17 protein-coding genes are annotated in these 23,187 nt (G+C 73.8%); 6 read left to right on the top strand and 11 right to left on the bottom strand.

What is annotated here, in order from left to right; all coding sequences use genetic code 11:
• Positions 1-474 precede the first annotated feature (474 nt).
• Entirely contained in the window at positions 475-1,461 is a 987-nt protein-coding gene (locus AB0F89_RS19510) for a LacI family DNA-binding transcriptional regulator (RefSeq protein WP_367138164.1), read from the bottom strand.
• Positions 1,462-1,583: 122 nt separating this feature from the next.
• On the opposite strand from AB0F89_RS19510, the gene AB0F89_RS19505 reads away from it, so the two are divergent.
• A complete protein-coding gene (locus AB0F89_RS19505) occupies positions 1,584-2,762 on the top strand; it encodes an MFS transporter (RefSeq protein ID WP_367138162.1) in 1,179 nt (392 codons plus the stop codon).
• On the opposite strand, the gene AB0F89_RS19500 is transcribed toward AB0F89_RS19505, so the two are convergent.
• The 3 genes from AB0F89_RS19500 to AB0F89_RS19490 form a co-directional block, all read right to left on the bottom strand.
• Positions 2,723-2,908 carry a hypothetical protein gene (locus tag AB0F89_RS19500; protein WP_367138160.1) on the bottom strand — a complete coding sequence of 62 codons (186 nt, stop codon included), beginning with the start codon at positions 2,906-2,908 and terminating at the stop codon, positions 2,723-2,725. The genes AB0F89_RS19505 and AB0F89_RS19500 overlap by 40 nt on opposite strands.
• Positions 2,909-2,915: 7 nt before the next feature.
• Positions 2,916-3,305 (bottom strand): DoxX family protein, encoded by a 390-nt coding sequence (locus tag AB0F89_RS19495; RefSeq protein ID WP_367138158.1) that lies wholly within the window; start codon positions 3,303-3,305, stop codon positions 2,916-2,918.
• A gap of 79 nt (positions 3,306-3,384) precedes the next feature.
• Entirely contained in the window at positions 3,385-6,597 is a 3,213-nt protein-coding gene (locus AB0F89_RS19490) for a BTAD domain-containing putative transcriptional regulator (RefSeq protein ID WP_367138156.1), read from the bottom strand.
• Between the two features lie 117 nt (positions 6,598-6,714).
• Here AB0F89_RS19490 and AB0F89_RS19485 point away from each other — a divergent pair, with 117 nt between their 5' ends.
• Together AB0F89_RS19485 and AB0F89_RS19480 are read left to right on the top strand one after the other, a co-directional pair.
• The gene (locus tag AB0F89_RS19485) at positions 6,715-7,593 is read left to right on the top strand and encodes an alpha/beta fold hydrolase (protein ID WP_367138154.1); all 879 of its coding nucleotides are present in this window, start codon (positions 6,715-6,717) and stop codon (positions 7,591-7,593) included.
• 88 nt (positions 7,594-7,681) lie between these two features.
• On the top strand, positions 7,682-8,890 hold the full coding sequence (locus tag AB0F89_RS19480; protein ID WP_367138152.1) for an FAD-binding protein: 1,209 nt from the start codon (positions 7,682-7,684) through the stop codon (positions 8,888-8,890).
• On the opposite strand, the gene AB0F89_RS19475 is transcribed toward AB0F89_RS19480, so the two are convergent.
• Together AB0F89_RS19475 and AB0F89_RS19470 are read right to left on the bottom strand one after the other, a co-directional pair.
• Entirely contained in the window at positions 8,878-9,894 is a 1,017-nt protein-coding gene (locus AB0F89_RS19475; RefSeq protein WP_367138150.1) for a TerC/Alx family metal homeostasis membrane protein, read from the bottom strand. The genes AB0F89_RS19480 and AB0F89_RS19475 overlap by 13 nt on opposite strands.
• Before the next feature lie 2 nt (positions 9,895-9,896).
• Positions 9,897-10,124, bottom strand: coding sequence for a hypothetical protein (locus AB0F89_RS19470; RefSeq protein ID WP_367138148.1), 228 nt, complete (start codon positions 10,122-10,124; stop codon positions 9,897-9,899).
• Here AB0F89_RS19470 and AB0F89_RS19465 point away from each other — a divergent pair.
• Together AB0F89_RS19465 and AB0F89_RS19460 are read left to right on the top strand one after the other, a co-directional pair.
• On the top strand, positions 10,123-10,491 hold the full coding sequence (locus AB0F89_RS19465) for an STAS domain-containing protein (protein ID WP_367138146.1): 369 nt from the start codon (positions 10,123-10,125) through the stop codon (positions 10,489-10,491). The genes AB0F89_RS19470 and AB0F89_RS19465 overlap by 2 nt on opposite strands.
• A 531-nt stretch (positions 10,492-11,022) precedes the next feature.
• On the top strand, positions 11,023-11,559 hold the full coding sequence (locus tag AB0F89_RS19460; RefSeq protein ID WP_367138144.1) for a hypothetical protein: 537 nt from the start codon (positions 11,023-11,025) through the stop codon (positions 11,557-11,559).
• Positions 11,560-11,611: 52 nt separating this feature from the next.
• Here AB0F89_RS19460 and AB0F89_RS19455 read toward each other — a convergent pair whose 3' ends face one another.
• From AB0F89_RS19455 to AB0F89_RS19435, 5 genes are all read right to left on the bottom strand, one after another.
• Positions 11,612-14,902: a discoidin domain-containing protein gene (locus AB0F89_RS19455; protein ID WP_367138142.1), complete on the bottom strand. Its 3,291-nt coding sequence runs from the start codon at positions 14,900-14,902 to the stop codon at positions 11,612-11,614.
• The gene (locus AB0F89_RS19450) at positions 14,881-16,311 is read right to left on the bottom strand and encodes a glycoside hydrolase family 43 protein (protein ID WP_367138140.1); all 1,431 of its coding nucleotides are present in this window, start codon (positions 16,309-16,311) and stop codon (positions 14,881-14,883) included. Before AB0F89_RS19450 ends, AB0F89_RS19455 begins: the two co-directional genes overlap by 22 nt.
• A gap of 31 nt (positions 16,312-16,342) precedes the next feature.
• Entirely contained in the window at positions 16,343-18,853 is a 2,511-nt protein-coding gene (locus AB0F89_RS19445) for a beta-L-arabinofuranosidase domain-containing protein (RefSeq protein ID WP_367138137.1), read from the bottom strand.
• A gap of 68 nt (positions 18,854-18,921) precedes the next feature.
• Complete coding sequence (locus AB0F89_RS19440) at positions 18,922-19,764, bottom strand: hypothetical protein (protein WP_367138135.1); 843 nt, start codon at positions 19,762-19,764, stop codon at positions 18,922-18,924.
• A 252-nt stretch (positions 19,765-20,016) separates the two neighbouring features.
• A complete protein-coding gene (locus tag AB0F89_RS19435; protein ID WP_367138133.1) occupies positions 20,017-21,954 on the bottom strand; it encodes a glycoside hydrolase family 127 protein in 1,938 nt (645 codons plus the stop codon).
• Between the two features lie 170 nt (positions 21,955-22,124).
• On the opposite strand from AB0F89_RS19435, the gene AB0F89_RS19430 reads away from it, so the two are divergent.
• On the top strand, positions 22,125-23,132 hold the full coding sequence (locus AB0F89_RS19430) for a LacI family DNA-binding transcriptional regulator (protein ID WP_367138131.1): 1,008 nt from the start codon (positions 22,125-22,127) through the stop codon (positions 23,130-23,132).
• The last annotated feature ends 55 nt before the right edge of the window (positions 23,133-23,187 follow it).

Raw genomic sequence — 23,187 nt, 5'->3', positions numbered from 1 at the left:
CCTCCCCCCGACCACCCCAGACCGATCACAACCCAGCCCACTGGAACCCCCCGCCCAGCCCCACCCAGCTCGCCCACTCAAGCCCCATCCAGTCCGCACCCACACCCGCCCAGCCCAGCCCAGCCGCATACCCAATCGCCCAGCCCACACCGGCCCGGCCCGGCCCGCACCGGCCCACTCCACACCAGTCGATCAGCCCGGTCGGCCAGCCCTGGCTGATCAGTCGAGCCGGACCGGCCAGTCGGACCTCAGCCAAGTCCCGCCGATCACCTGCAGTCGGTCAGCGCAGTCGGTCAGCGCAGTCGGTCAGCGCAGTCGGTCAGCGCAGTCGGTCACTGAGCGTCGGGCAGCGGGGAACTGGCACCGGGCAGCGAGAGGTGACTGGCGAGTAGCGGGAGGTGGACGGCAGGAAGCGGGCGGCGAGCAGTGGTCGGTCGTCGATCAGCCGTCGGCCGTCGGGTCGTCAGTCGGCCGTCAGGCGCTGTCGCGCAGCACCAGCGTGGACGGGTAGAAGGTCAGCGGGGGCGTGGGGCGGCGGTCGAGCAGGCTGGTGGTCGCGGCGGTGGCGAGGGTTTCGACGGGGTTGGTCGTGGTGGTCAGGGTGGGGTGGCTCAGGGTGGCGTAGGGGATGTCGTCGAAGCCGGCTACGGCGATGTCGCCCGGGACGTCGACGCCCGCGCGGCGGAGGGCGGTCAGGGTGCCGAGGGCGGAGAGGTCGCCCAGGGCGAACACGGCGTCGGTGTCCGGCCAGCGGGCCAGGAGGTCGGTGGTGGCGGATTCGGCGCGGGTGGCGGTGAAGTTGCCCTCGATCGGTCTGGCGGGCAGGCCGGCGGCGGACAGGGTGCGCTGGTACGCCGTCAGGGCGCGGTGGGTGCACGGGAGCCACGAGGGGCCGGTGATCATGGCGATCCGGCGGCGGCCGGTGGTCAGCAGGTGTTCGATGACGCGCGTGGTGGCGGTGGCGTTGTCCACGTCGAACGACGGCACGTCGCGGGAGCCCTGGCCGATGGCGGTGACGCGGCCCCGGGCCGCGCGGGGCACCACGGCGAGCAGTGACGGCGTCGGGTTGACGACCACGATGCCGCCGATGCCCCGGTTCTCCACCAGCCGCCCCAGTTCGGCCGGGTCGTCCAGCGGCAGCCAGTGGAGGGATGCGCCGACCTCGCGAGTGGCAGCGGTGGCGGCGGTGGCGGCTAGGACGCGGGCGACGTAGGGGTCGTTCAGCACGTCGGCGGTTCGGCCGCCGACGGCGACGGCGATCCGGGGTCCGCGGCGGGTGGCCAGGGCGCGGGCGGCGGCGTTCGGGACGTAGGCGAGGGCGCGGGCGGCGGCGGTGACGCGGTGGCGGGCGGACGGTGAGGCCGGTCCCTGGCCGCTGAGCACGCGGGACGCGGTCGCCGGGGACACCTCGGCCCGTCGCGCCACGTCCGCCAACGTCGCCTCACGCCGCTTCGCCGCCACCCGCGCGAGTCTGCCGGCACTTGTGGTGGAAGCGCTTCCACGAGTGGGGTTGAGGCCAACGAGGTCTGAGCAACGAGGCCCAAGCGAGGCCGAGGGCACCAACACCCAGGAGGGGCGGCGGCATGACGGGGGCAGCACGAGGGGTGGCGGTGGCGTTCGGCCTCAACGGTGTCGCGGTGGCCTCCTGGTTCGCCCGCGTCCCGGCCGCCCGCGACGCGCTCGACCTCGACCCCGGCGCGCTCGGCCTGCTCCTGCTGGCCATGTCGGCGGGCGCGACGCTCGCCATGCTGACCGCCGGCGAGGTCACCCACCGGCTCGGCACCCGCCGCGCGGTCCGCGCGTCGGCCACCGGCGTCGCGCTCGGCCTCGTGCTCGCGGGCGCGGCGATCGGGGTCTGGCCCTCCCCCACCGCGGCGGCGGTCGGCCTGTTCCTGCTCGGTTGCGGCTCGGGCACCTGCAACGTCGCCATGAACGTCGAAGCGGCGGCGGTCGAGCGGTTGGTGGGGCGCACCGTCATGCCCCGCTTCCACGCCGTCTGGAGCCTGGGCACGGTCGCCGCCGCCGGGTCGGCCGCCCTGGCCGCCTGGGCGGGTCTGTCGGTGACCGCGCACCTGGCGACCGTCGCCGTCGTGACGCTGGCGGGCACGGTCGCCGCCGCACGCGGTTTCCGCCACGGCGACACCGCGGGCAACAGCAGGAGCGGTGTGCTGCGGGCCTGGCGCGAGCCGCGCACCCTGCTGATCGGGTTGCTGGTGCTGGTGCTGGCGTTCACCGAGGGCGCCGCGAACGACTGGGTGGCGGTGGCGTTCGTGGACGGTCACGCGTTCGGCCCGGCGGCGGGCGCGGCGGTGTTCGGGGTGTTCGTGACCACGATGACGTTCGGGCGGGTGGTGGGCACGGTCGCGCTGGACCGCTGGGGGCGAACGCCGGTGCTGGTGGCGACCATGCTGCTGGCGGCCGTCGGCGCGGCGGTGGCGGTGCTGGGCGGTTCGCCGGTGGTCGCCGTGGCCGGGGTGGCGCTGTGGGGGTTGGGCACGTCGCTGGGTTTCCCGGTGGGCATGAGCGCGGCGGCCGACGAGGAGGGCCGGGCGGCGGCCAGGGTGAGCGTGGTGGCGGTGATCGGGTACACCGCGTTCCTGGCCGGGCCGCCGGTGGTCGGTCTGCTGGGTGACGAGGTCGGTGTGCTGCGGGCGTTGCTGGTCGTGCCGCTGCTGCTGGTGCCCGCCCTCGCCCTGGTCCCGGTCCTCCGGTCACGACCGGGTCAGCCCGCGGCGGCCGGCGGCGCGACGACGTCCGGGTAGCGGTCGGACGGCCCGTCGAACAGGCGTTGCGGCCGGTGGCGCAGGTGCTGGTCGAGCGTGGCGATCCGGCCTCCGGGGAACTCGACGGCCGGTGTCTCGTGGGTGTGGTCCAAGGCGACGCCGATGAGCAGGGCGAGGCGGACCACCAGGCGGTCACCCGGTGGTGAAGGGCGCCGGTCCGAGGCGGCCCCACGCCACGAACGCGGCCAGCGCGAGGTAGACCAGGTCCACCGCCAGCAGCGTGAACTCCCGGCGGCGGAAGCGGACGACCGAGGCGCCGATCATGATCAGCACGAGGCCGAGGGCGGCCAGCGGCACCAGGACCGGCGCTGTTCCGAGGACGGCGGGGAGGACCAGGCCGAGCGCGGCCAGGACTTCGAGCGCCCCGATGGTCTTGACGCCGGCGCTGCTGAAGCCCTCGGCCCACCGGGCGCCGCGGCCGGTGGCGACGATCTTCGCCTTCGGGATGACGAGCTTGCCCGCGCCGCCGAGGAAGTAGGCGGCCGCGAGCAGTCCGGTGACGATCCACAGTGCGGTGTTCATGGCGTTCCCCCTTGGACGGTGGTCGGCCACAAGACGCTTGCGGCTCGACGCCCGTGACAGCGGGAGCGGGTGATCGCGGTCACAGCTTCAGTCTGTTGTGGACGGTCTGCGCCTGGCGGTGGTGGGCTTCGGCGCGGTCGTGCCTGCCCAGAGCGGTGGCGAGGTCGGCCAGGTGGCGGGCGGTGGGACCGAAGGAGACCAGGCCGCTGCCCGCGCCGGCCAGTTCGGCGGCGGCCGGGAGCAGGCGGGTGTAGAGGCGTTGCGCGGTCGCCCGGTCGCCGGCCCGGACGGCGGCCACGGCGTGCAGGCAGGTCCTGGCTTCGAGCAGCAGGTCGTGCGGCGAGTCCGGGATCCCGGCGGGGTCGCCCCCGGTGAGCGCCCACGGTTCGTACGGGCCCCAGTCGGCGTCGCGCAGCTCGACGTCGGGCCGGTCGCCGAGGCTCAGCAGCGCGAGCGGCAGGATTCCCCGCTCCACCCCGGGCATCCCGGCCCCGGCGAGCCTCGTCGCGGCGGCGCGGTAGGCGGTCCGCGCCTCGTCCCGGCGTCCCGTGACGGCCAGTCGCAGCGCGCCGTACCAGGCGGTGAACACGCCGACCAGCGGCAGGTCGTGGCGTTCGGCGAGCGCGTCGGCCGCCGCCGCGTGCCGGTCCGCGACGGCCAGGTCGGCCAGCGCGGCCCCGGCCTGGACCCCGATCAGGTGGCCCAGCACCTCGAACGTCACCAGGCCGTGCCGTTGGGCGAGGTCCAGCAGCTCCGCCCCGATCCGGGCCCGGTCGGGCGCCAGGCCCGCCCGGTGGAACGCCTGCAGGAACCGGCCGTTGAGGGCCATCGCGAGCAGCGCCGGGTCGTCCAGGTCGCGGGCGATCGCCTCGGCTTCCCGGGCCGCCGCCAGTCCGCGCCGGCCCGCGTCGGCCCGGCGCTCCATCGCGATGGTGATCAGCAGCCGGGCGCGTTCGGCCGGGTGGTCGGGCGGCAGGTCGGCGAGCGCGTGCTCGGCGGCGGCGACGAGGCCGGCGGACAGGTCCTCGTCGTCGTTGGTGGTCCAGATGGCGGGCACGTCGAAGGCCCCGATCGTGCGGGCGGTGAGCACCGGGTCGCCGGCGGTCGCGACGATCGCCTCCGCCCGGCGCCGCCGCGCCTGGTCCAGGTCGCCGGTCACGGCCAGGGCCCGCACCAGGCCGGTCACGGCTTCGAGGCGTTCGCGCGGCCCCACGTGCTCGGACCGGGCCAGCACCTCCCGCCACAGCGCCGCCGCCCGGTGCGGCGCGAACCGCTGTTCGGCCCGTTCGGCGGCGAGGCGGGCGTGGTGCGCGGCGCGGGCGGGTGGCGCCAGGGCGCCGGAGCTCAGGAGGTGGTGGGCGATCGCGTCGACGTCGTCGGGACGGGTGCGCTCGATGACGTCGGCGGCGGCTGCGTGCCACCGGGCGCGGCGGGCCTGGGCGATGTCCTCGTACAGCGCTTCGTGGACGAGCGCGTGGGCGAACCGCGCGCGGTTCGGCTCCGGTTCGACCAGGAAGCCCGCGCGCAGGGCCGACTCGACGGAGTCCAGCACGGCGTCCTCGTCGCCGACGAGCCGGATCAGCACGTCGAGGTCGACGTCCTGGCCGAGCACGGACGCTTGGCGCAGGTGCGCCCTGGCGGGTTCGGGGAGCTGCGCCAGGCGGTGGCGGATGACGTCGCGGACGCCGGCGGGGACGGTGCGCAGCGCCGGGTCGGTCTCCCAGAGCCGGGTCAGCTCGCGGACGAAGAACGGGTTGCCGGCGCTGCGGGCGTGGATCGCGCGCGCGTCGGCGGACGTCGGCCGCCGGTCGGTGACGGCCTCGACCAGCTGCCGCACCTCGGGTTCGGACAGGCCGGCGAGGTGGACGCGGGCCGGTTCGGCGCGGGCGGCCCGGCCGAGGGCTTCGGTGAGGGTCGCGGACAGCTCGGTCGAGCGGTAGGTGGCGACGACCAGCAGCCGGCCCGCGTCCGGGTCGACGGCCAGGGAGGTGAGTAGGGCCAGGGTTTCCTCGTCGGCCCAGTGCACGTCGTCGAGGACCAGCAGGAGCGGCGCGCGGGTGGCCAGCTGGGCGCCGATCGCCCGGCGCCGGTGGAACCGGGCCGCGACGGGGTCGTCCGGGGGCGGCTCGGGGGCGGGTGGCAGGCGGAGCGCTTCGCGGACCTGGTCCCACGGCCAGGCGGACGGCGCGCCGGGCAGTTCGGGGCACGCGGCGAGGGCGGTGGTCCACCCGGCGGTCGCGAGCCGGTCGGCCAGGGCGCCGACCAGTGCCGTCTTGCCCGCGCCGGCGGCGCCGGAGACCAGCGCCAGCCGGGGCCGCCCGGCCGACGCCGACCCGGCCGCCCGCTCCAGCTCGGCCAGCTCCCGCGCGCGGCCGACGAACGGGTGCGCGGCGGTTGGCCGGGGCGGCGGGGCGTCCAGGCCTGGCAGGGGTGAGGTGCCGAGGCTCGGCGGCGATGGGGTGTCGCGGCCCGGAGGCAGGGCGGCGAGGTCCGGCGGCGGCGAAGTCCCGAGGCCCGGTGGCGAAGTCCCGAGGCCCGGCAGCGGGGCGTCGAGGTCCGGCGACTGGGCGAGGACGTCCGCTTCCAGCCGCCGCAGGCCGGGTCCGGGATCGACGCCGAGTTCCGCCCGCAGCACCTCGCGCGCCTGCCGCAACGTCGCCAGCGCCTCGCCCTGCCGCCCGGTCCGGTACAGCGCCAGCGCCAGCAGCCGGTGGCCGTCCTCCCGCAGCGGGTGCGCCGCCACGTGGGCCCGCAGGTCCGGCGCCGACTCGGCCGCCCGCCCCACCTCCAGCGCCGCGCCGGCCCGCCGCTCCACGGCCAGCAGCCGCGCCTCCTCCAGCCGGGCCGCCTCGGCCCGCGCCCAGGGCAGGTCGGCGAACTCCGCGAACGCCGGACCGCGCCACCGGCCCAGCGCCTCGTCCAGCAGCGCGTGCGCCGCCCCGGCGGGCAGCCGGGCCGCTTCCGCCACCGCCGCCTCGAACCGCCAGGCGTCCACCTCGTCGGCCCGCAGCGCGTACCCCGGCGGCACGGTCACCAGCAGCCGGGACGGCGTCCGGGGCGGGCGGTCCGGTTCGAGCGCCTTGCGGACCGCGCCGACGAACGTCCGCACCGCGCCGAGCGCGCTGGCCGGCGCTTCCTCCCACAGGTCGTCGACCAGCCGCTCGACCGGCACGACCCGGCCCCTGGCGACCAGCAGCCGCGCCAGCACGGCCCGGTGCCGCGCACCCCTGAGGTCGACCGGCCCGCGCTCGTCCACGACCTCCAGCGGCCCCAGCACACCGAAACGCACCATCGCCGCCAACGTAGCCGACCCGCGCGCCGGTCGCCCCGGCGCTGATCGGCTGCTGATCGGGCGCTGATCGGCGCCGCGCACCCTCGGTCGCACACCACCGCCGACCAGGAGCAGGCCATGACCCCGGAGATCCCCTCGTTCACCCGCCAGCGCGTCACCGTCGCCGACGGCGTGGCGCTCAACGCCGCCGTCGGCGGCTCGGGCAGCCCCGTCGTCCTGCTGCACGGCTTCCCGCAGACCCACCTGATGTGGCGGCACGTCGCCGCCGACCTGGCCGCCGACCACACCGTCATCTGCCCCGACCTGCGCGGCTACGGCGACAGCGACAAGCCGGTCGACGCCGACGGCCGCGCCTACGCCAAGCGCGCCATGGCCGCCGACGTGGTCGCCCTGGCCCGCGCCCTCGGGCACGACCGCTTCGCGCTGGCGGGCCACGACCGGGGCGCGCTGGTCGCCGTCCGCGCCGGCCTCGACCACCCGGACGCGGTCACCCACCTGGCCTCGTTGGACGTCCTGCCGACGCTGGACATGTGGGACGTCATGCACGGCGTCACGGCCGCCGTGGGCTTCCACCTCTACCTGATGGCCCAGCCGCCCGGCCTGCCCGAAGCGGTGATCGGCGCCTCGGCGGACGCGTTCTTCGGCCACTTCCTCGACCGCTGGGCCGTGGACCCGGCCGCGATCCCGGCCGACGTCCGCGCCGAGTACCTGCGGGCGTCCCGCGAGGCGGTCCCCTCGATCGTCGCCGACTACCGGGCGTCGGCCACCGTGGACGTCGAGCACGACCTGGTCGACCGGGAGGCCGGGAACCGGCTGCGGATGCCGGTGACCGTGCTCCAGCAGGACTGGGGCGCGGCCCTCGGCTTCGACGCCGCCGCCCGGTGGCGGGAGTGGGCGCCCGACCTGGAGCACCGCACCGTCACGTGCGGCCACTTCATGGCCGAGGAGTCGCCCGCCGAGGTGGTGGGGGCGCTGCGCGACCTGCTCGCCCGGTGACCTCGGGGGCGGCCGGGTGCGGCCTTGATCGGGCGAACCTCGGCTCCGGGACCGCGCACGCGGGCCGGACCGGTGGCAGGCTCGGCGCGTGCCCCACCTCCCGCTGGTGACCGACCTGCCGCTGGTGACCGACGACGACGCGCTGGACTGGGCCGCCGACGACTTCGGGCACGTCGTGCGCGGCCGTCCGGTCGGCGTGCTGCGGGCCACCCGCGCCGACGACGTGGTGGCCGCCGTCCGGTTCGGCCGGGCGCGCGGGCTCGCCGTCGTGCCGCGGGCGGAGGGGCACTCGACGGGCGGGCAGGCGCAGGCGCCCGGCGGCGTCGTGCTGGACCTGCGCGGGCTCGCCGCCGTGCACGAGGTGACGTCGGAGCGCGTCGTCGTGGACGCGGGGGCGCGGTGGCGGGACGTGCTGACGGCGACGGCGGCGCTCGGCGCGACGCCGCCGGTGCTGACCGACTACCTCGACCTGTCGGTGGGCGGGACGCTGTCCGTCGGCGGCATCGGCGGCGCGAGCCACCACTTCGGCGCGCAGACCGACAACGTGCTCGAACTCGACGCCGTCACCCCGGACGGCACGCGGGTGACGTGCTCGCCGACCCGGCATCGCGAGCTGTTCGACGCGCTGCGCGCGGGTCGCGGCCGGCACGGCGTCATCGTGCGCGCCACGCTGCGGCTGGCGCCCGCGCCCACCCACGCCCGCTGCTTCCGGCTCCGGTACGACAGCCTGGCGGACTTCCTGCACGACCAGCGCGTGCTCGTGCGCGAACGCCGGTTCGACCACCTGGAGGGGCGGGCCAGGCCGGACGGGGCGGGCCGGTGGGCGTTCCGGGTGGACGGCGTCGCCCACTTCACCGGGTCGCCGCCGGACGAGCGGCTGCTGGTCGGCCTGCGCGACCGGCGGTCGGCCGCCGAGGTCTGCACGTCGACGTACCGGCGCTTCGCCAACCGGATGGCCGACGACGTCGCGCAGCTGCGCGCGCTCGGCCCGTGGGGGCGCCCGCACCCCTGGCTCACCGTGCTGCTGCCCGACGACGCCGCCGAGGCGGTGCTGGCCGGGACGTTCGCCGAGCTGACCCCGGAGGCGATCGGCGGGACCGGCGTGGTGCTCGTCTACCCCCTGGCGCGCGACCGCTTCCGCACGCCCGCGCTGCGCCTGCCCGACAGCCCGGTCTCGTTCCTGCTCGGCCTGTTGCGCACCGCCGACTCGGCCGCGGCCCTGTCCGGCGCGCTGGCCCACAACCGCGTCGTCCGGCGACGTGCCCTGGCCGCCGGCGGCGTCCACTACCTGCCCTGATCGCGGGGGCGGTCGACGCGGGGGCGGTAGAGGCGCAGCGAGCCCGGTCGGGCCTTCGCGGACGGGTCGCGCCGGGTCTTGAGCAGGCTGGCGACCGTCACCGCGGTCAGGACCACGACGATCACGCCCAGGCTGAGGAACGTCGGCACCTCCGGCACGTTCGGGTCCACGTCCTCGTGCGCCCAGTGCAGGATCAGCTTCACGCCGATGAACGCGAGGATGACCGACAGCCCGAGCGACAGGTACACCAACCGGTCCAGCAGGCCCTTGACCAGGAAGAACAACGCCCGCAGGCCGAGCAGCGCGAACGCGTTGGCGACGAACACCACGTACGGCTCGGAGGTGATGCCGAAGACCGCCGGGATCGAGTCCAGCGCGAACAGCACGTCGATGCTGCCGATCGCCAGCAGCACCACGAACAGCGGCGTGGCCATCGCCTTGCCCGAGCCGCGGGTGAACAGCTTCCCGCCGTCGTAGTCGTCGGCGACCGGCAGGACCCGGCGCGCGGTCCTGACCACGACGTTGTCCTCGACGTCCGGCTCCTCGTCGCGGTGCCGGTACAGCTGCACGGCCGTGTAGATCAGCAGCAGGCCGAACAGCAGGAACACGAACGAGAACAGCGCCAGCAGCGTCGCGCCCACCGCGATGAACGCCCCGCGCAGGGCCAGCGCGAGCACGATGCCGAACGTGAGCACCTTGTGCTGGTGGTCCTCGGGCACGGCGAACGTGGACATGATGATCACGAACACGAACAGGTTGTCGACCGACAGGCTCTTCTCCACCAGGTAGCCGACGAAGTACTCGGTGCCCGCCTCACCGCCGTGCCGCAGCGTGAACCACACGCCGAACAGCACCGCGAACAGCACGTAGAACACCGACCACGCGGTCGCCTCCCGGATGCCGACGCGGTGCGGCCGCACGACCGCGAGCACCAGGTCCACCGCGAGCAGCAGGAGGACCAGGCCGATGGTGAGCACCCAGGTGAGGGCCCCGATGTCGGCCACGGTCAGCAGCCGGGCGGCGTCGACGGGACCCGGTCCGGGACCACCGGGCCGATGGGCGCCACGCCGCTGTCACGTGGTCCGGGCACGCCACCACCTCCGCTGTCGTCGGCGCCCGGCGGGTACCCGGCGCGCCGGACGGGCAACCGCCCCGGCCGGGGGCGTAACGCCGGGCCGCGCCGGGACGACGCCACGGGCACACGAAACCGGCCCAGCGGGGAGGCGTCGTCCATGACCGGTCGACCGGAGGTCGGAGGTCTCGCCATCGACACGATCGAGGTCGACGGCCGCCCGGTCACCCGGATCAGCGGCGAGGTCGACCTCGTCGGCGTCGCCCTGGTGCGCGCCGAGCTGGCCGGCCGGCTCGCCCTGCGGCCGCCGGCGCTGGTGGTCGACCTGACCGCGGTGACGATCCTGGGCTCGCTCGGCATCGCCGCCCTCCTCGACGCCCACCACCGCGCCGCCGCGACAGGGGTGGGGTTCGCCGTCGTGGCGAGCCACCGCTCCGTCCTGCGCCCGCTGCGGCTGACCGAGGTGGACCGGCTGCTCACGGTGGCGCCGACCCTGGAGCACGCCCTCGCGGCCACCGGCGCGGGCTGAACCGCCCGCGCGGGACACCCTCGACGAGTCGTGCGACGTGTCCACCAGCCTGGAAGCCGCCCGTTCCGGGAGTCGCGCGGCCTGGCACGGGGCAGCGCACCAGGGCACGGGTGCTCCCCGTGCCCGGTGCGCCAACCGGCCCCCGCTCCCCTCGGGCGTGAACCGCTCCCCCGTTTCCCCCTATCCCCCTTACCCCCCGGTCCCCGCCACCGCCCGTCCAAGCGGACCCCCTGCGAGGCGTTGACCTGCAATAATGATGATCCTTCCAAGCCACCCGGACAACGCCCCGGTCCGGCCACCCCGAACCTCCTTCTTTGCCGGATGTCGGCAATCACCACGACAGAACCGGACAAACGGAACAAGCCCACCGGGTGCCATACCACGGCTTGTACAGTCAGAAAATCTCCCACTTGGGCGCTGTGCGGTGACAAGCCGGCACCTAAGCTCGGCGTCGCGACCCCTGCCGCACCCCTGCCACCGCCCCGGTCACCACCGGGTCGACGCGGGCTGCCCATCGAAAGGACAGTTCCCATGCGTACCGGTCGATTCCGCGCCGCCGTCGTGGCCGCCGCCACGGCACTGCTCACCATCACCGGCGCCACCGCGGCCTCGGCCGCCCCCGTCGAGGACACCGTCTTCCAGCCCGCGGCCGGCACCCCGGTCACCGCGCTGGTCACCAAGCTGACCCACTCGCAGGCCACCGCCCGCTTCAGCGCGGCGGGCATCTCGTGGACATCCAGCGGCGGGTGCAGCGACCGCAACAACCCGACCTGCACGTCGTTCACCTCGATCAACCTGACCACGGTGCAGGGCGCGGAAACGCTCAAGCGCGCCACCGGCTGCGCGCTGACCATCACCGGCGGCACCGAGACCGGCCACGCCAGCGGCACCTACAGCCACTGGAACGGCTACAAGCTGGACTTCCGCCTCACCACCTGCCTCACCAACTACGTCAAGGGCACCTTCACCTCCATCGGTGGCAACAAGTGGCGCTCGGCCTCCGGGAACGTCTACTACCTGGAGAGCAACCACTGGGACGTCACCTACTACAACTGCGGCGGCTGCTGACACCGTCGCGGCGAAGGGGGGACCGGCCACCGGCCGGTCCCCCCTCGTCGCCTCAGCCGAAAGCCTTGACCTCCAACAACCCCACGGAGTCCGCGCCGCTCTGCAGCAGCACCCGCAACCGGGTCGTGCTCACGGCGGGGAACGTCACCTCGTGGTACCGGTCCACGCCGACCGGGTAACCGCTCGCGCCCGGCACGTCGATGTACGCCGAGCCGTTCCAGTGCTGCAGCTTCCACGACGCGGGCACGCGCACTCCCCCGTTGTCGTCGAAGAAGTACACCTGCGCCGACCGCACCGACCGCGCCGAGGCCCACGTCAGCTCGGCCCACTGCTCACCGGTGTTCGGCCACGTGCCCCACCGGGGGTTGGCGGCGTCGTCGGACGACGTCGGGTCGACGCCGTCGTTGATCGCCGCCACCGACTCCCACGGCGAGGTGTACGACGCGGACGGCGTCGCCGCGACCGCCAGGTTCGCCGGCGGCGGCTCGCCACCACCGCCCCGCTGGTACAGCTTCACCTCGGTCAACGCGGTCCTGAACCCGGACGCGTGGGTCACCTGGACCCGGATCCACTGGGTGGACACCGGCGTGAACCGCACCCGGTTGTAGTTCGCCCTCGGCGTCGTCGGCGTCTTCACCTGCGCCGCCGCGGCCACCCAGGCCGAGCCGTTCCAGTACTGGACCGCGTACGACGACGGCGCGCGGTAGCGGTTGCCCGCCCGGTCGTCGCGGAAGTGCAGCCGCGCCTCGTCCACCGTGCGCTGCTGCCGGAAGTCGACCTCGTACCAGTCCGTCGAGTTGGGCGACCCCGAGGTGCCCCACAGGGGCTCGTTGGTCGGGAACCCGTCGACCGCGGCCCCGGTGGACGTGCCGGAGGCGGTGTAGGACGCGGAGACGGCCGCGCCCTGCGCCAGGTTCGGCGCGGTGGAGGTCAGGTCCACGCCCGCCTTGGCGAACATGTCCACCATGCGCGCGCTGCCGTGCGCCACGTTCTGCGGCGCCTGCAACCCGCCGATCGTCGCGCTGTAGGTCACCGTGCCCGCGCCCGAGGGGAACGTGACCTCGCCGGTGGCCGGGTTGTAGAGGACCCTGGTGAGCCGGTCGACGGTGAACGCGCGGGCGCCGTTCAGGTAGACCGAGTACCCCTGCGGCACACCGCTGTAGCGGGTCACGCCGTCGGCCGGGTCGTCCCACACCACGCTCAGGTCCATGTTGCGGTAGCGCAGGTTGTTGACCGCGAAGTGGGACCAGCCGATGTCGATGGGCGACAGCTCGACCCGGCTGTCGGTGCGCGGGCGCAGCCCGGCCACGTCCTCGACCACGGTCCAGTTGCTGCTGCCGAGGATGTTGTGGTGGATCCACGACCGGTAGTCGATGGTCTTGGCGCCCGCGTTCCAGTTCGCCCAGAACTCGTTGGCGTCGGGCCACTGCGTGTTGCCGCCGACGTACTGCGCCCAGGTGTTCCAGTAGAGCAGCTTCTTGTAGTCCTCGGCGGTCATCCACTGGTTCGGGTAGTTGCGCAGCACCGACGAGTACAGCCGGAACTGCACGGTCGAGTTGATGGTGGAGAAGTTGTTCGAGCCGGGGTGGCCCGCCTGCGCCGCCTCCGCCTTGTCCCGCTGGTTGGCCGTGTAGAACGGGAACACCGGGTACTCGGCCGGGTCGGCGAACAGCCGCAGCGCCTGCTTGTACTGGTCGGTGCTCGGCATCAGGCCGACCGAGTACGGGTAGTAGTTGTTGATCTCCTTCCACGGCACGTGCGCGTTCGTGGCCACGTGCTTGTGCTCCAGGAGCTGCCGCGACGGGTTCCACAGCGTGTTCACCACGCCGTTGCGGATGCGGTCGGCAAGCGTTTGCATCTCGCTCGCCTTGGCCGTGTTCCCGATCAGCGAGTACGCCTGCTGCGCGGCCATCGCGCCGCTCCACACGTACGCCGTCTCGGCCCGGTCCAGGTTGCCGGCCCGCCAGTCGAACGACACCGCGTCGGCGTCGTTGCCGGTCATCGCGCCCCAGTCGTACTCGATGACGCCGTTGTCGTTGGTGTCGTAGGTGGCCAGTTGGCCCTTGACGTCACCCTCGGCGTACTTGGCCAGGTTGCCCGCGACGGCCGGCTGGCCGCCGTGGACCTGGTAGCTGCGCCACGCGGCCTCGGAGATGTACTGGGTGTAGGAGTTGGACCAGTTCTCCGGGTCGCCCGGGTTGTCCATGAACCGGCCGCCCTTGGACGACTGGCCGGCCGACAGCCACGGCCCGTACGAGTAGACCGGGTCGCGCAGGTACTTCAGGTCGTCGATGTGCATCGGCTGGGTCAGCGCGATGGCGTTGTTGTAGCCGGTGACGCCCTCGATCGACACCGGGAACTGGAAGTCCTGGCCCGGGATGTCGACGTCGAGGTGGTTGAAGCGCATCAGCCACCAGCGGTAGTAGATGTTCTTCTTGATCGCCGGGTCCGGCACGTCGATGTACGGGATCGTGTCGGCCCACCACCGGTTGTACTCGCGCACGTGGGTGGCGAACGCGACCGACGGCGAGTGGCCCCGGTAGGCGTTGTACTCGGTCAGCGACTCCGGGATCTCGTCGGTGACGAAGCCCATCACCACCTTCGTGGTGACCGACTGGCCCGCGCCCAGCGCGACCGACCGGGTCAGCGCGCCGCTCGCGGCGGTGAACCCGTCACCGGCCAGCCTCGGCCGGATGGTGGTGAGGTTGTTCTTCACCTGCCGCGACCCGGTCAGCTCGGCGCCGCTCACGGTGGTGGCGTAGGGCGAGGTGACGCGCAGCGGCACGGTGGCGGACCCCGAGCCGGTGTTGGTGACGGTCAGGTTGGTGACGGCGACGTTGTTGTGCGTGACGAACTTCGCCACCTCCACCCGCAGGCCGGTGCCGGTGTAGACGCCCTTCCAGTGGCTCGGGGCCTGCCACCGGCTCGACACCTGCTCGGTCAGCGCCCCCGAGCCGACGGTGACCGCGTAGGCGTTCTGGCTGCTGATGTTGTCCCAGTAGGCCGCGTTGCCGCCGAACCCGATCACCGCGGGGTTGTGGGTGTGCATGAACATGCCGCGACCGCGGGTCATCAGCCACGGCCCGGCCGGGTCGTTGCCGGGCCGCGCGAGCAGCCGGTCCACCCAGAAGTCGGCGCCGCCGCTCTCGGCGTCGTAGATGGCCCGCATGGTGCTGCCGGTGCTGTAGCCGACCGGCGGCGCGGGGATCGACGGCCCGCTGAACGTCGGGTAGCCGATCGTCTGCGCGGCCGAGGCGGGCGACGCGGGCGTCGTCGGCACGAGGAGCGCGCCGAGCACCACGACGGCCGCCAACCGCCGGCTCACGCCTGGAAAGCCTGCCATTCCAACACCCCCGTCGAGAAGTCGGGCTTCGAGGTGATCGACAACCGCAGCCGCGTGGTGCTCACGGCGGTGAACGTGGTCGTGTTGAACGCGTTGCCCACGACGCCGCACGCCGACTGGCCGGGCACGTCGACGTAGGCGCTGCCGTTCCAGTGCTGCACCTTGCACGACGCGGGCAGGTCGATGCCCTGGTCGTCGTCGAACCAGTACGTGGCCACCTCGTTCACCGACTTCGCGGTCGGCCACTGGTACTCGACCCACTGCGTGCCCCGCTCCGGCCAGTTGCCGTAGACGAGGTTGGAGCGGTCCGCGGAGTTCGCGGGCGCGCCGCCGTTGTTCAGCGCGGCCAACGACTCCCAGGCCGAGACGTGCGAGGCGGAGGCGGTCGCGGACGGGGCCAGGTTCGTGCCCGGACCCGGGTTGCCGCCGGGATTGGGCGGCGGCCCGGTGGTGGTCTGGGTGACCTTGCGCATCGTGCCGTCGGCGTTGAAGTGCAGCAGGTCCACCGCGACGGAACGGCGGAAGTTGCCGCCGCCGGGCGCGTTGGCGTTGTGGTAGACGATGTACCACTGACCGTTGAACTGCACGACGCCCGCGTGGTTCGTGGTCGAGGACACCTGGTCGAGCACGACGCCGCGGTGCGTCCACGGCCCCAGCGGGCTGGTGGCGGTGGCGTAGCGCTGGCAGGCGTAGCTGGAGCTGGTCACGCAGCCGTTGGTGTCGTTGGCCGCGTACACCATGTAGTACAGGCCGTTGCGCTTGAACATCCAGGGCGCTTCCCAGTAGTTCGCCAGGCCCTGCGGCGTGACGACCGCGCCGTCCAGCTCGATCATGTTGGCCTTGAGCTTCGCGGCGCGCACGCCCCAGTAGCCGCCCCAGTAGAGGTAGCTCTGGCCGTCATCGTCGGTGAACACCGTCGGGTCGATGTTCAGGCCGGACGAGTTGGGGGTGCTGTCGCTGACCAGCGGCCCGCCCTTGGCGTCGCGGAACGGGCCGAGCGGGCTGTCGCCGACCGCGACGCCGATGTCCATCCACCCGGCGCCGTTGCCGTTGACCGAGGTGTACCAGTAGTACTTGCCGTTCTTCGGCTCGACCTCGCTGGCCCACGCGTCCGCGCCGGCCCACGGGAACGTGCCGATGTTCGCCTTCGCGCCGTGGTCGGTCCACGTGGCGGCGTCCGTCGAGGACAGCACCCGCCACTCGCGCATCACGAAGTTGTTGTTGCCCTGGGCGGCCTCGTCGCGGCCCGCGTAGATGTACATCGTGTTGCCGACGACCAGCGGGGCGGGGTCGGCGGTGTAGTAGCTCGTGATGATCGGGTTGGCCGCGAACGCGGCCGGGCTGACGGCGGCGGAGGCGACGAGCGCGAGTGCCGCGCCCAGCTTCACCGCCCGGTGTCGGGTGCGCATGGGTGGGGGTCCTAACGGTGGGGGATGTCGGTCAGCGGCCGGTGGAGTGCAGGTCGGCCACCTCGGCGGCGGTGAGGGCGCGGCCGTAGACCCGGAACGAGTCCACGGCGCCGTCCAGGTACGGGTCGCCCGAGTACTGGGAGCGCCCGATCCAGTTCTGCGTGGTGCTGCCCAGCGCGGACGGCCGCACGGTCAGCGCCGTGTTCCGGGCCGCCTCGACGCCGTTGACGTAGAGCACGCCGAGGTTGCCGGTCTGGGTCACGGCGACGTGCGTCCACACGCCCGCGGGCAGCGGCGACGGGGCGTCGACGCGCTGCTCGGCGCCCGAGCCGCCGGTGGTGATGGCGAACCGCGCCCCGCCCGCCGAGCTGCGCGGGGTGAGGAACAGGCACGCGCTCGGCCCGGAGCCGAAGTCGAACACGCGCGCCCACGTGGTCACCGCGCCCAGCCACACCCAGGTGGCCACGCTGAACGCCGTCGCGCCCGCCAGCAGGCCCGAGGGCAGCAGCACGTGCTCGCCCGCGCCGCCCAGGTCGACCGCCGAGCCCGAGCGGCCCGTGGTCCACCGCGCGGTGCCGGCGAGGGTGGCGGTGCGGCCGTTGCCGGTGGCGTCCGCCGCCACCGAGCCCGCCGCCTCGTCGAACGGGTAGTACGCGATGAACGGCGGCGGCGCGGGCGTGTCGGCGACGTTCCAGTAGACCGTGTAGCGCTGCCCGTGCGTCTGGTAGAACGGCTGCAGCGCCACCTGGCCCGTGCTCGCCGTCGCCGTGTACCGCAGCGGGGTGGACGTCGCGCGCAGCGTCCCCGGCTGGAGCGTCGGCATCGACGTCAGGTCGGTCGTGCCGTAACCGCCCGCGAGCACGATCGGCCCGTGCTTGACGGCCTGCACCGCCGGGTTGTCCGGCGCCGGCTCGCGGGTCAGCGCCATCGGCAGGGCGAGGTCGACCACGTCGCCGCTGCTCCACGTGCGGTCCAGGCGGGCGTAGGTGCCCGGCACGGTCGGCACGTCCTGCACCGCGCCGTTCAGCCGGAGCTGCGCGCCCGCCGCCCAGGACGGGACGCGCACCCGCAGGTCGACGTGGCCGGAGCCGGTCACGGTGAGCCTGGTGGCGGCCGACTCCGGGAAGCCGGTGTCCTGCCGCACCGAGATCCCCCGGCCCGGCCAGGTGAGCGCGGAGGCGATGAACAGGTTGACGTACAGCGTCTCGCCGGAGTGGAAGTAGATGCTGTCGCCGTGCTTGGTGTTGGTCTCCATCCCGGTGCCGTGGCAGCAGGTGAAGTCCTGGTAGTCGTTGCTGTAGGTGCGCCGGCCGCCGGGTCGCAGCGGCACGTAGTAGCTGTGGTGGCCGTGCGCGGACGCCGGGTTCTGCGCGCCGAGCAGGTGGTTGTACAGGGCCTTCTCGTGGAAGTCGAAGTAGTGCGCCCGCGGGTCGGTGCGGAACAGCTGGCGGGTCAGCTTCAGCATGTTGTAGGTGTTGCAGCACTCGCACGTGTGGTCCGACAGCTCCGACGCGATCCGGCCGGGCGGCTTGAAGTACTCGCCGTTGGAGTTGCCGCCGATGGCGTAGGTGTGCGCGCCGACCACGATGTTCCAGAAGTTGGTCGCGATGTCGCGGTACCGGGTCAGGCCGGTGGCGTGGTACTCGCGGATCGCGCCGAGCGCCTTCGGGATCTGGGTGTTGGCGTGGTAGCCGTTGAGCGCGTCGGTGTTGGCGGCCAGGGGGTCGAAGACCTCGGCGTGGTCGAAGTGCTGCGCGGCCATCAGGTGCGCCGGGTCGCCGGTGAGCTGGTACAGGTTGGCCAGCACCTCGTTCATGCCGCCGAACTCGGTCTTGAGCATGTTCTGCCGCTGGGCGAGCGTCAGCCGGCCGTTGCGCCGGCCCACCCAGGCGGCCATCCGGGTCAGCACGGTCAACGCCTGCGCGTTGCCCGCCAGCAGGTGCATGTCCAGCAGCCCGGCGAAGACCTTGTGCAGGGTGTAGTAGGGCGCCCAGACCTGCTGGCGCGCTTCGACGCGGTCGATGAAGCTCTCCGGGAACGCCGACAGGTAGCCGGTGTTGTACCCGGCGGCCTGCGCCCGGTCCTGGCAGATCGCCAGCTGGGCGACCAGGTGGTCGCCCTTGGCGCGGAACGCGGTGTCGCCGGTGCTCGCGAACGCCTGGGCGAGCGCGGTCAGCACGTGGCCGGTGGAGTGGCCGCGCAGCTCGGTGGTCGGCGACTCCCACCCGCCGCACGGGGTGGCCGAGGACGGCAGGCCGACGTTGAGCCGGAACGTGTGCAGCAGGCGTTCCGGGTCGAGGAACTTCAGGTAGGCGTGCGTGCGGGCGGTGTTGGACTGGAACGGACCGGCCAGCAGCGTCACCGCGCCGAGCGGGAACGGGTGCGCCGACACACCGGTGTCCGGCCTGGCGGCGGCGACAGCGGCGGTGTCGGTGGCGGCGTTCGCGGTGGTCGTCGTGGACAGGGCGGGCAGGGCGGTGGCCGAGGCGACCACCGCGCCCGCGCGCAGCACGGCACGGCGGGAGGGGGTTGGCAGGGACATGCGCGTCACCTTCCGTGACAGGGGGCCGACGCCCCCGGGTGCGGGGACCGGGGGCGTCGGCGCTTCGCTCAGCGGCCGTAGCGGCTCTTCAGGTGACGCCACCAGTCGCGGAACATCCAGGCGTCGAACTCGGTGATCGTGGACGCGCTGCCCGCCTTCATCAGGAAGCCGCCCACGCCGGACGGCGTCCAGTCGTAGAAGTCGTCCAGCCCGAAGGTGTGGCCGATCTCGTGCAGCAGGATGTGCACGTTGGGCGAGTTGAGGTTGTTGACGAAGTACTCGCTGCCGATCCGCTGGCCCCAGTCGCCGCCCGCGCCGCCGCCCATGCCCGCGGTCAGCCACAGCGACTGGTCGTAGTGCCGGGCCACCCCGCCGGGGCAGTTGCGGTACTGGCCGTCGCGGACGAAGAACCGGCCGCACGGCTCGGCGCACTGCGGCGCGTTCTCGCGGATGTTGTCGACGTAGATGTCGACCGAGTTGTCGCTCCACTGCAGCGTGTTGCGGTCGCGCACCGCCCAGCCGACGACCTTGACCGGCACCTGCGCGTACGGCCAGTTGTTGTGGCCCACCACCAGGTCGGTCCACTTCTTGTACTGCTCGGCGAGCTTGGCGTGGATGCGGTCCCGCAGCGCCGCGCTCACCGGGGCCGACGAGTCCCACCGCACGCAGAAGTTCAGGTAGCCGCCGTTGGCGAAGACCTGGTCCCAGCCGTAGTTGCGGAACCCGTACAGGTTGCCGTACGTGCTCTCCTGGTGCGACCAGACCTGGTTCAGCGGGGTGACCAGGTTCGACGGCGGGCTCCAGGTCGCCGGGTTCGCGGCGACCGCGACGTCACGCGCGTCCTCCGCCTGCGCGACGCCCGCGCCGCTCAGGGCCAGGGCCAGGGTCACCGCGCCGAGCAGCGTTCTCATCCATGGTCGTGACACGACGATCTTCCTTCCGGTTGCCGAAGCAGCGTCGGTTCGGCCGGTCCACGCGTGCACGGGTCAGCCCTTGGCGGCCCCTGACGCGAACCCGCGGACGTAGCTGCGTTGCGTGGCGGCGGAGAACGTGGGGCAGGGCACTGCCGTGGACGCCATCCCCGCTCCGCGCGCGTCGGGAGCGGCGGTGGACTCGTCGGTCGTCACCGGTCCTCCTTCGGGCGCGGTCGGGGTTCGAGCGGGTCAGGTGGTCGGCAGCCAGACCCTCATGGTCGACGGGCCGCCGCGGGCCCAGCGGTGGTAGGGCACCAGGCGCAGCGGGGCGGTCGCGGTGGTGGCGGGTGGCCGCGGGCCGGACGGGGTCGGATCGGCCGGGGCGTAGGGCCACGCGTCCGCGCCCGGCGCGTCGAACCGGGCGCGGACCTCGACGCCCGCCGCCGCGTCGACCGGCGGCGCCGAGTCGTCCACGCGCAGGGTGTCGAGGTCGACCGCGTCCGCGCCGACCGACTCGGCGCAGTACACCAGCGGACCGCGTTCGACGGCCACGCAGCCGCGCGTCGCGTCGATCCGCGGGTCGGGGGTGGTGAAGCGGGGCCGCACCGGCAGCTCCAACCGGATCTCCTCGCCGACCGCGAACGTCCGGTACACCACGATGTCGCCCACCGGCACCCGGCGGCGGCCGTGCGTGGTGACCAGCTCCGCGCCCACCGCCCACTGCGGCACCCGCAGGGTGATCGACCACGGCTGGTCGTCGGTCCTGGTCACCCGCACCGCCACCGAACCGCCGTCCGGCAGGCCGGAGCGCACCCGCAGGCCCACCTCGCGGCCGTCGGCCAGCCGGGTGGCGATCTCCGAGTCGACGTACTGGTGCAGCCGCAGGCCGGTGTCGTCGGCGGTGACCAGGTAGCAGGACAGCGCGGCCAGCAGGCGGGCCGTGTTCCCCAGGCAGCAGGACACCTCGAACCACGGCGCCCGCGGCCCGCCGCCGAACCCCAGCTGCTCCTCGTCCGAGGGCGCCGCGGCGGTGGGCGTGCGCTGGTGCAGGGTGTGCGCGTAGAAGAACGACCGGCCGTCGTCGCCGATCGCGGTGGCGACGACGTTGTACAGGACGCGCTCGATCACCTCGTCGTAGCGCCCGTCGCCGGTGGCCAGCAGCAACCGCCAGGCGAGCATGATCGCCGCCACCCCGGCGCACGTCTCGGAGTACGCGCGGTCGGACGGCAGCACGAAGTCGTCGCCGAACGCCTCGTCCTGGTGCCGCGAGCCCATGCCGCCGGTCAGGTAGGTGCGCCGCGCCAGCGCCCGGTCGAACTGGGCCGCGACGGCCTGCAGCAGCTCGTCGTCGCCGGTCTCCACCGCGACGTCCACCGCGCCCGCCGCCAGGTAGAGCGCGCGCACCGCGTGGCCGCGCAGCACGGTCGCCTCCCGCACCGGCTGGTCGTCGCCCGCGTAGGACCAGCCGAGGTGGTTGCGCGGCAGCGTCCGGTGGCCGCGCCGGTCGACGAACAGCGCGGCCTGGTCCAGGTAGCGCTGCTCGCCGGTGACCCGGAACAGCTCCACCAGGGCCGGTTCGACCTCCGGGTGGCCGCAGATCGCCGGCAGGCCGTCCGGGCCGAACACCTCGCACACGTGGTCGGCGGCGCGCCGGGCCACCGCGAGCAGCGGGTCCGCGTCACCGCCGCCCGTCCGGGCGCGGGCCACGGCCGACTGGAGCAGGTGGCCGGTGCAGTACAGCTCGTGGCCCCACAGCAGGTCGCTGTACCTGGCCGGCTGGCCGGGCCGGCCGAAGGCGGTGTGCAGGTAGCCGTCCGGCGCCTGGGCCGACGCGATGGCGTCGGTCAGCTCGGCGATCCGGGCCTCCAGCGGCCCCCGCTCGGTGACGCCCCGGCCGACCTCCCAGGACATCGCCTCCAGCAGCTTGTAGACCTCGGAGTCGGTGAACTCCCGGCCGCGGCGGTGCGCGGCGGCGGCGTCCGGCGCGGTGAAGTTGCCGGTCCAGCCGAGCCGGTCCATCCACGACCGGGCGTGCGGCAGGCTCGCGGCGGCGTTGACGTCCTGGCGGACCCGCCAGAAACCGCCGGTGACGCGGACCTCGTCCTGGCCGAGCGGTCGCAGCGGGCCGCGCGACGGCACGACCGGGCGTCCCCCGACGGCAGTGGTGTCCGGTGACGTCACTGTCATCCCAACCTCCCGCGGTCCGCGTGCCCCCCGTCCTGACTCTGGCAGCCGAAAACCTTTTCGGCAATGGTCCTTGTGGCCACCCGGAAACGTGCCCCACCATGACCAGTCACGGTGGTGAAGTGCACCTACAACCAGTTCGGCGTTCGACAAACTCTTTCGAAAGGCTTTCGATGGGTAGACGGCGGTCCGACGCGGTGACCCTCAGCGACGTGGCGCGGCTGGCCGGCGTCTCGATCTCCACCGCGTCCAAGGCCATCAACGCCAGGGACGAGGTCGCGCCCGCCACCCGCGACCGCGTGCTGCGGGCCGCCGCCGAGCTGTCGTTCCAGCCGAACGCGTTGGCCAGGGGCCTGATCTCGGGGCGGACCCGCACGATCGGGCTGCTCACCGACGAGCTGGGCGGCCGGTTCGCCATCCCGATCCTGCTGGGCGTGGAGAACGCGCTGGCGAACGAGCAGATGTCGGTGCTGCTGTGCGACGCGCGCGGCGACGCGATCCGGCGTCGGCACTACATCAGCACGCTGCTGGCCCGGCAGGTCGACGGGTTCATCGTGCTGGGCGACGACAACGACATCCGGCCGTCGCTGACCGAGGACATCCCGGTGCCGGTGGTGTACGTCTACTGCGAGTCCAGCGACCCGCGGGACCTGTCGGTGATCGCCGACGACGAGGGCGGCGCCCGGCTCGCCGTCGAGCACCTGGTGTCGTTGCGGCGCGGGCGCATCGGCCACATCACCGGCCCGCAGACCTACCGCGCCGCGCGCGACCGGGTCACCGCGCTGCGCCGGGTGCTGGCCGAGCACGGCCTGCCGCTGGCGGGCGGCGCGCCGCTGTACGGCGAGTGGTCGCAGCGCTGGGGCAGGCACGCGGCCGGGTCGCTGCTGGCCACCGACCCGGCGGTGGACGCGGTGTTCTGCGGCAACGACCAGATCGCGACCGGTGTCGCGGACGCGCTCACCGACCTGGGCAAGCGCGTCCCGCACGACGTGGCGATCGTCGGCTACGACAACTGGGAGGAGTTCGCCGCCGACTGCCGCCCGCCGCTGACCACGGTGGACCTGGACCTGGAACGCCTCGGCACCGCCGCCGCGCGCCACCTCTTCACCGCCCTGGACGGCCGACGCCCGACCGGCGTCGTCCGCCACCCCTGCCGCCTGGTCATCCGCGAATCCACCTGACCGCGCGACTCACCACCCCCGAACGCAGGACTCTCGCGCGTGTCCTACGTCCAGC

It is taken from the genome of Saccharothrix sp. HUAS TT1, from assembly GCF_040744945.1.
In the GTDB taxonomy this organism is placed as follows: Bacteria; Actinomycetota; Actinomycetes; order Mycobacteriales; family Pseudonocardiaceae; genus Actinosynnema.
This window is presented reverse-complemented; position numbering and strand designations above follow the sequence as displayed.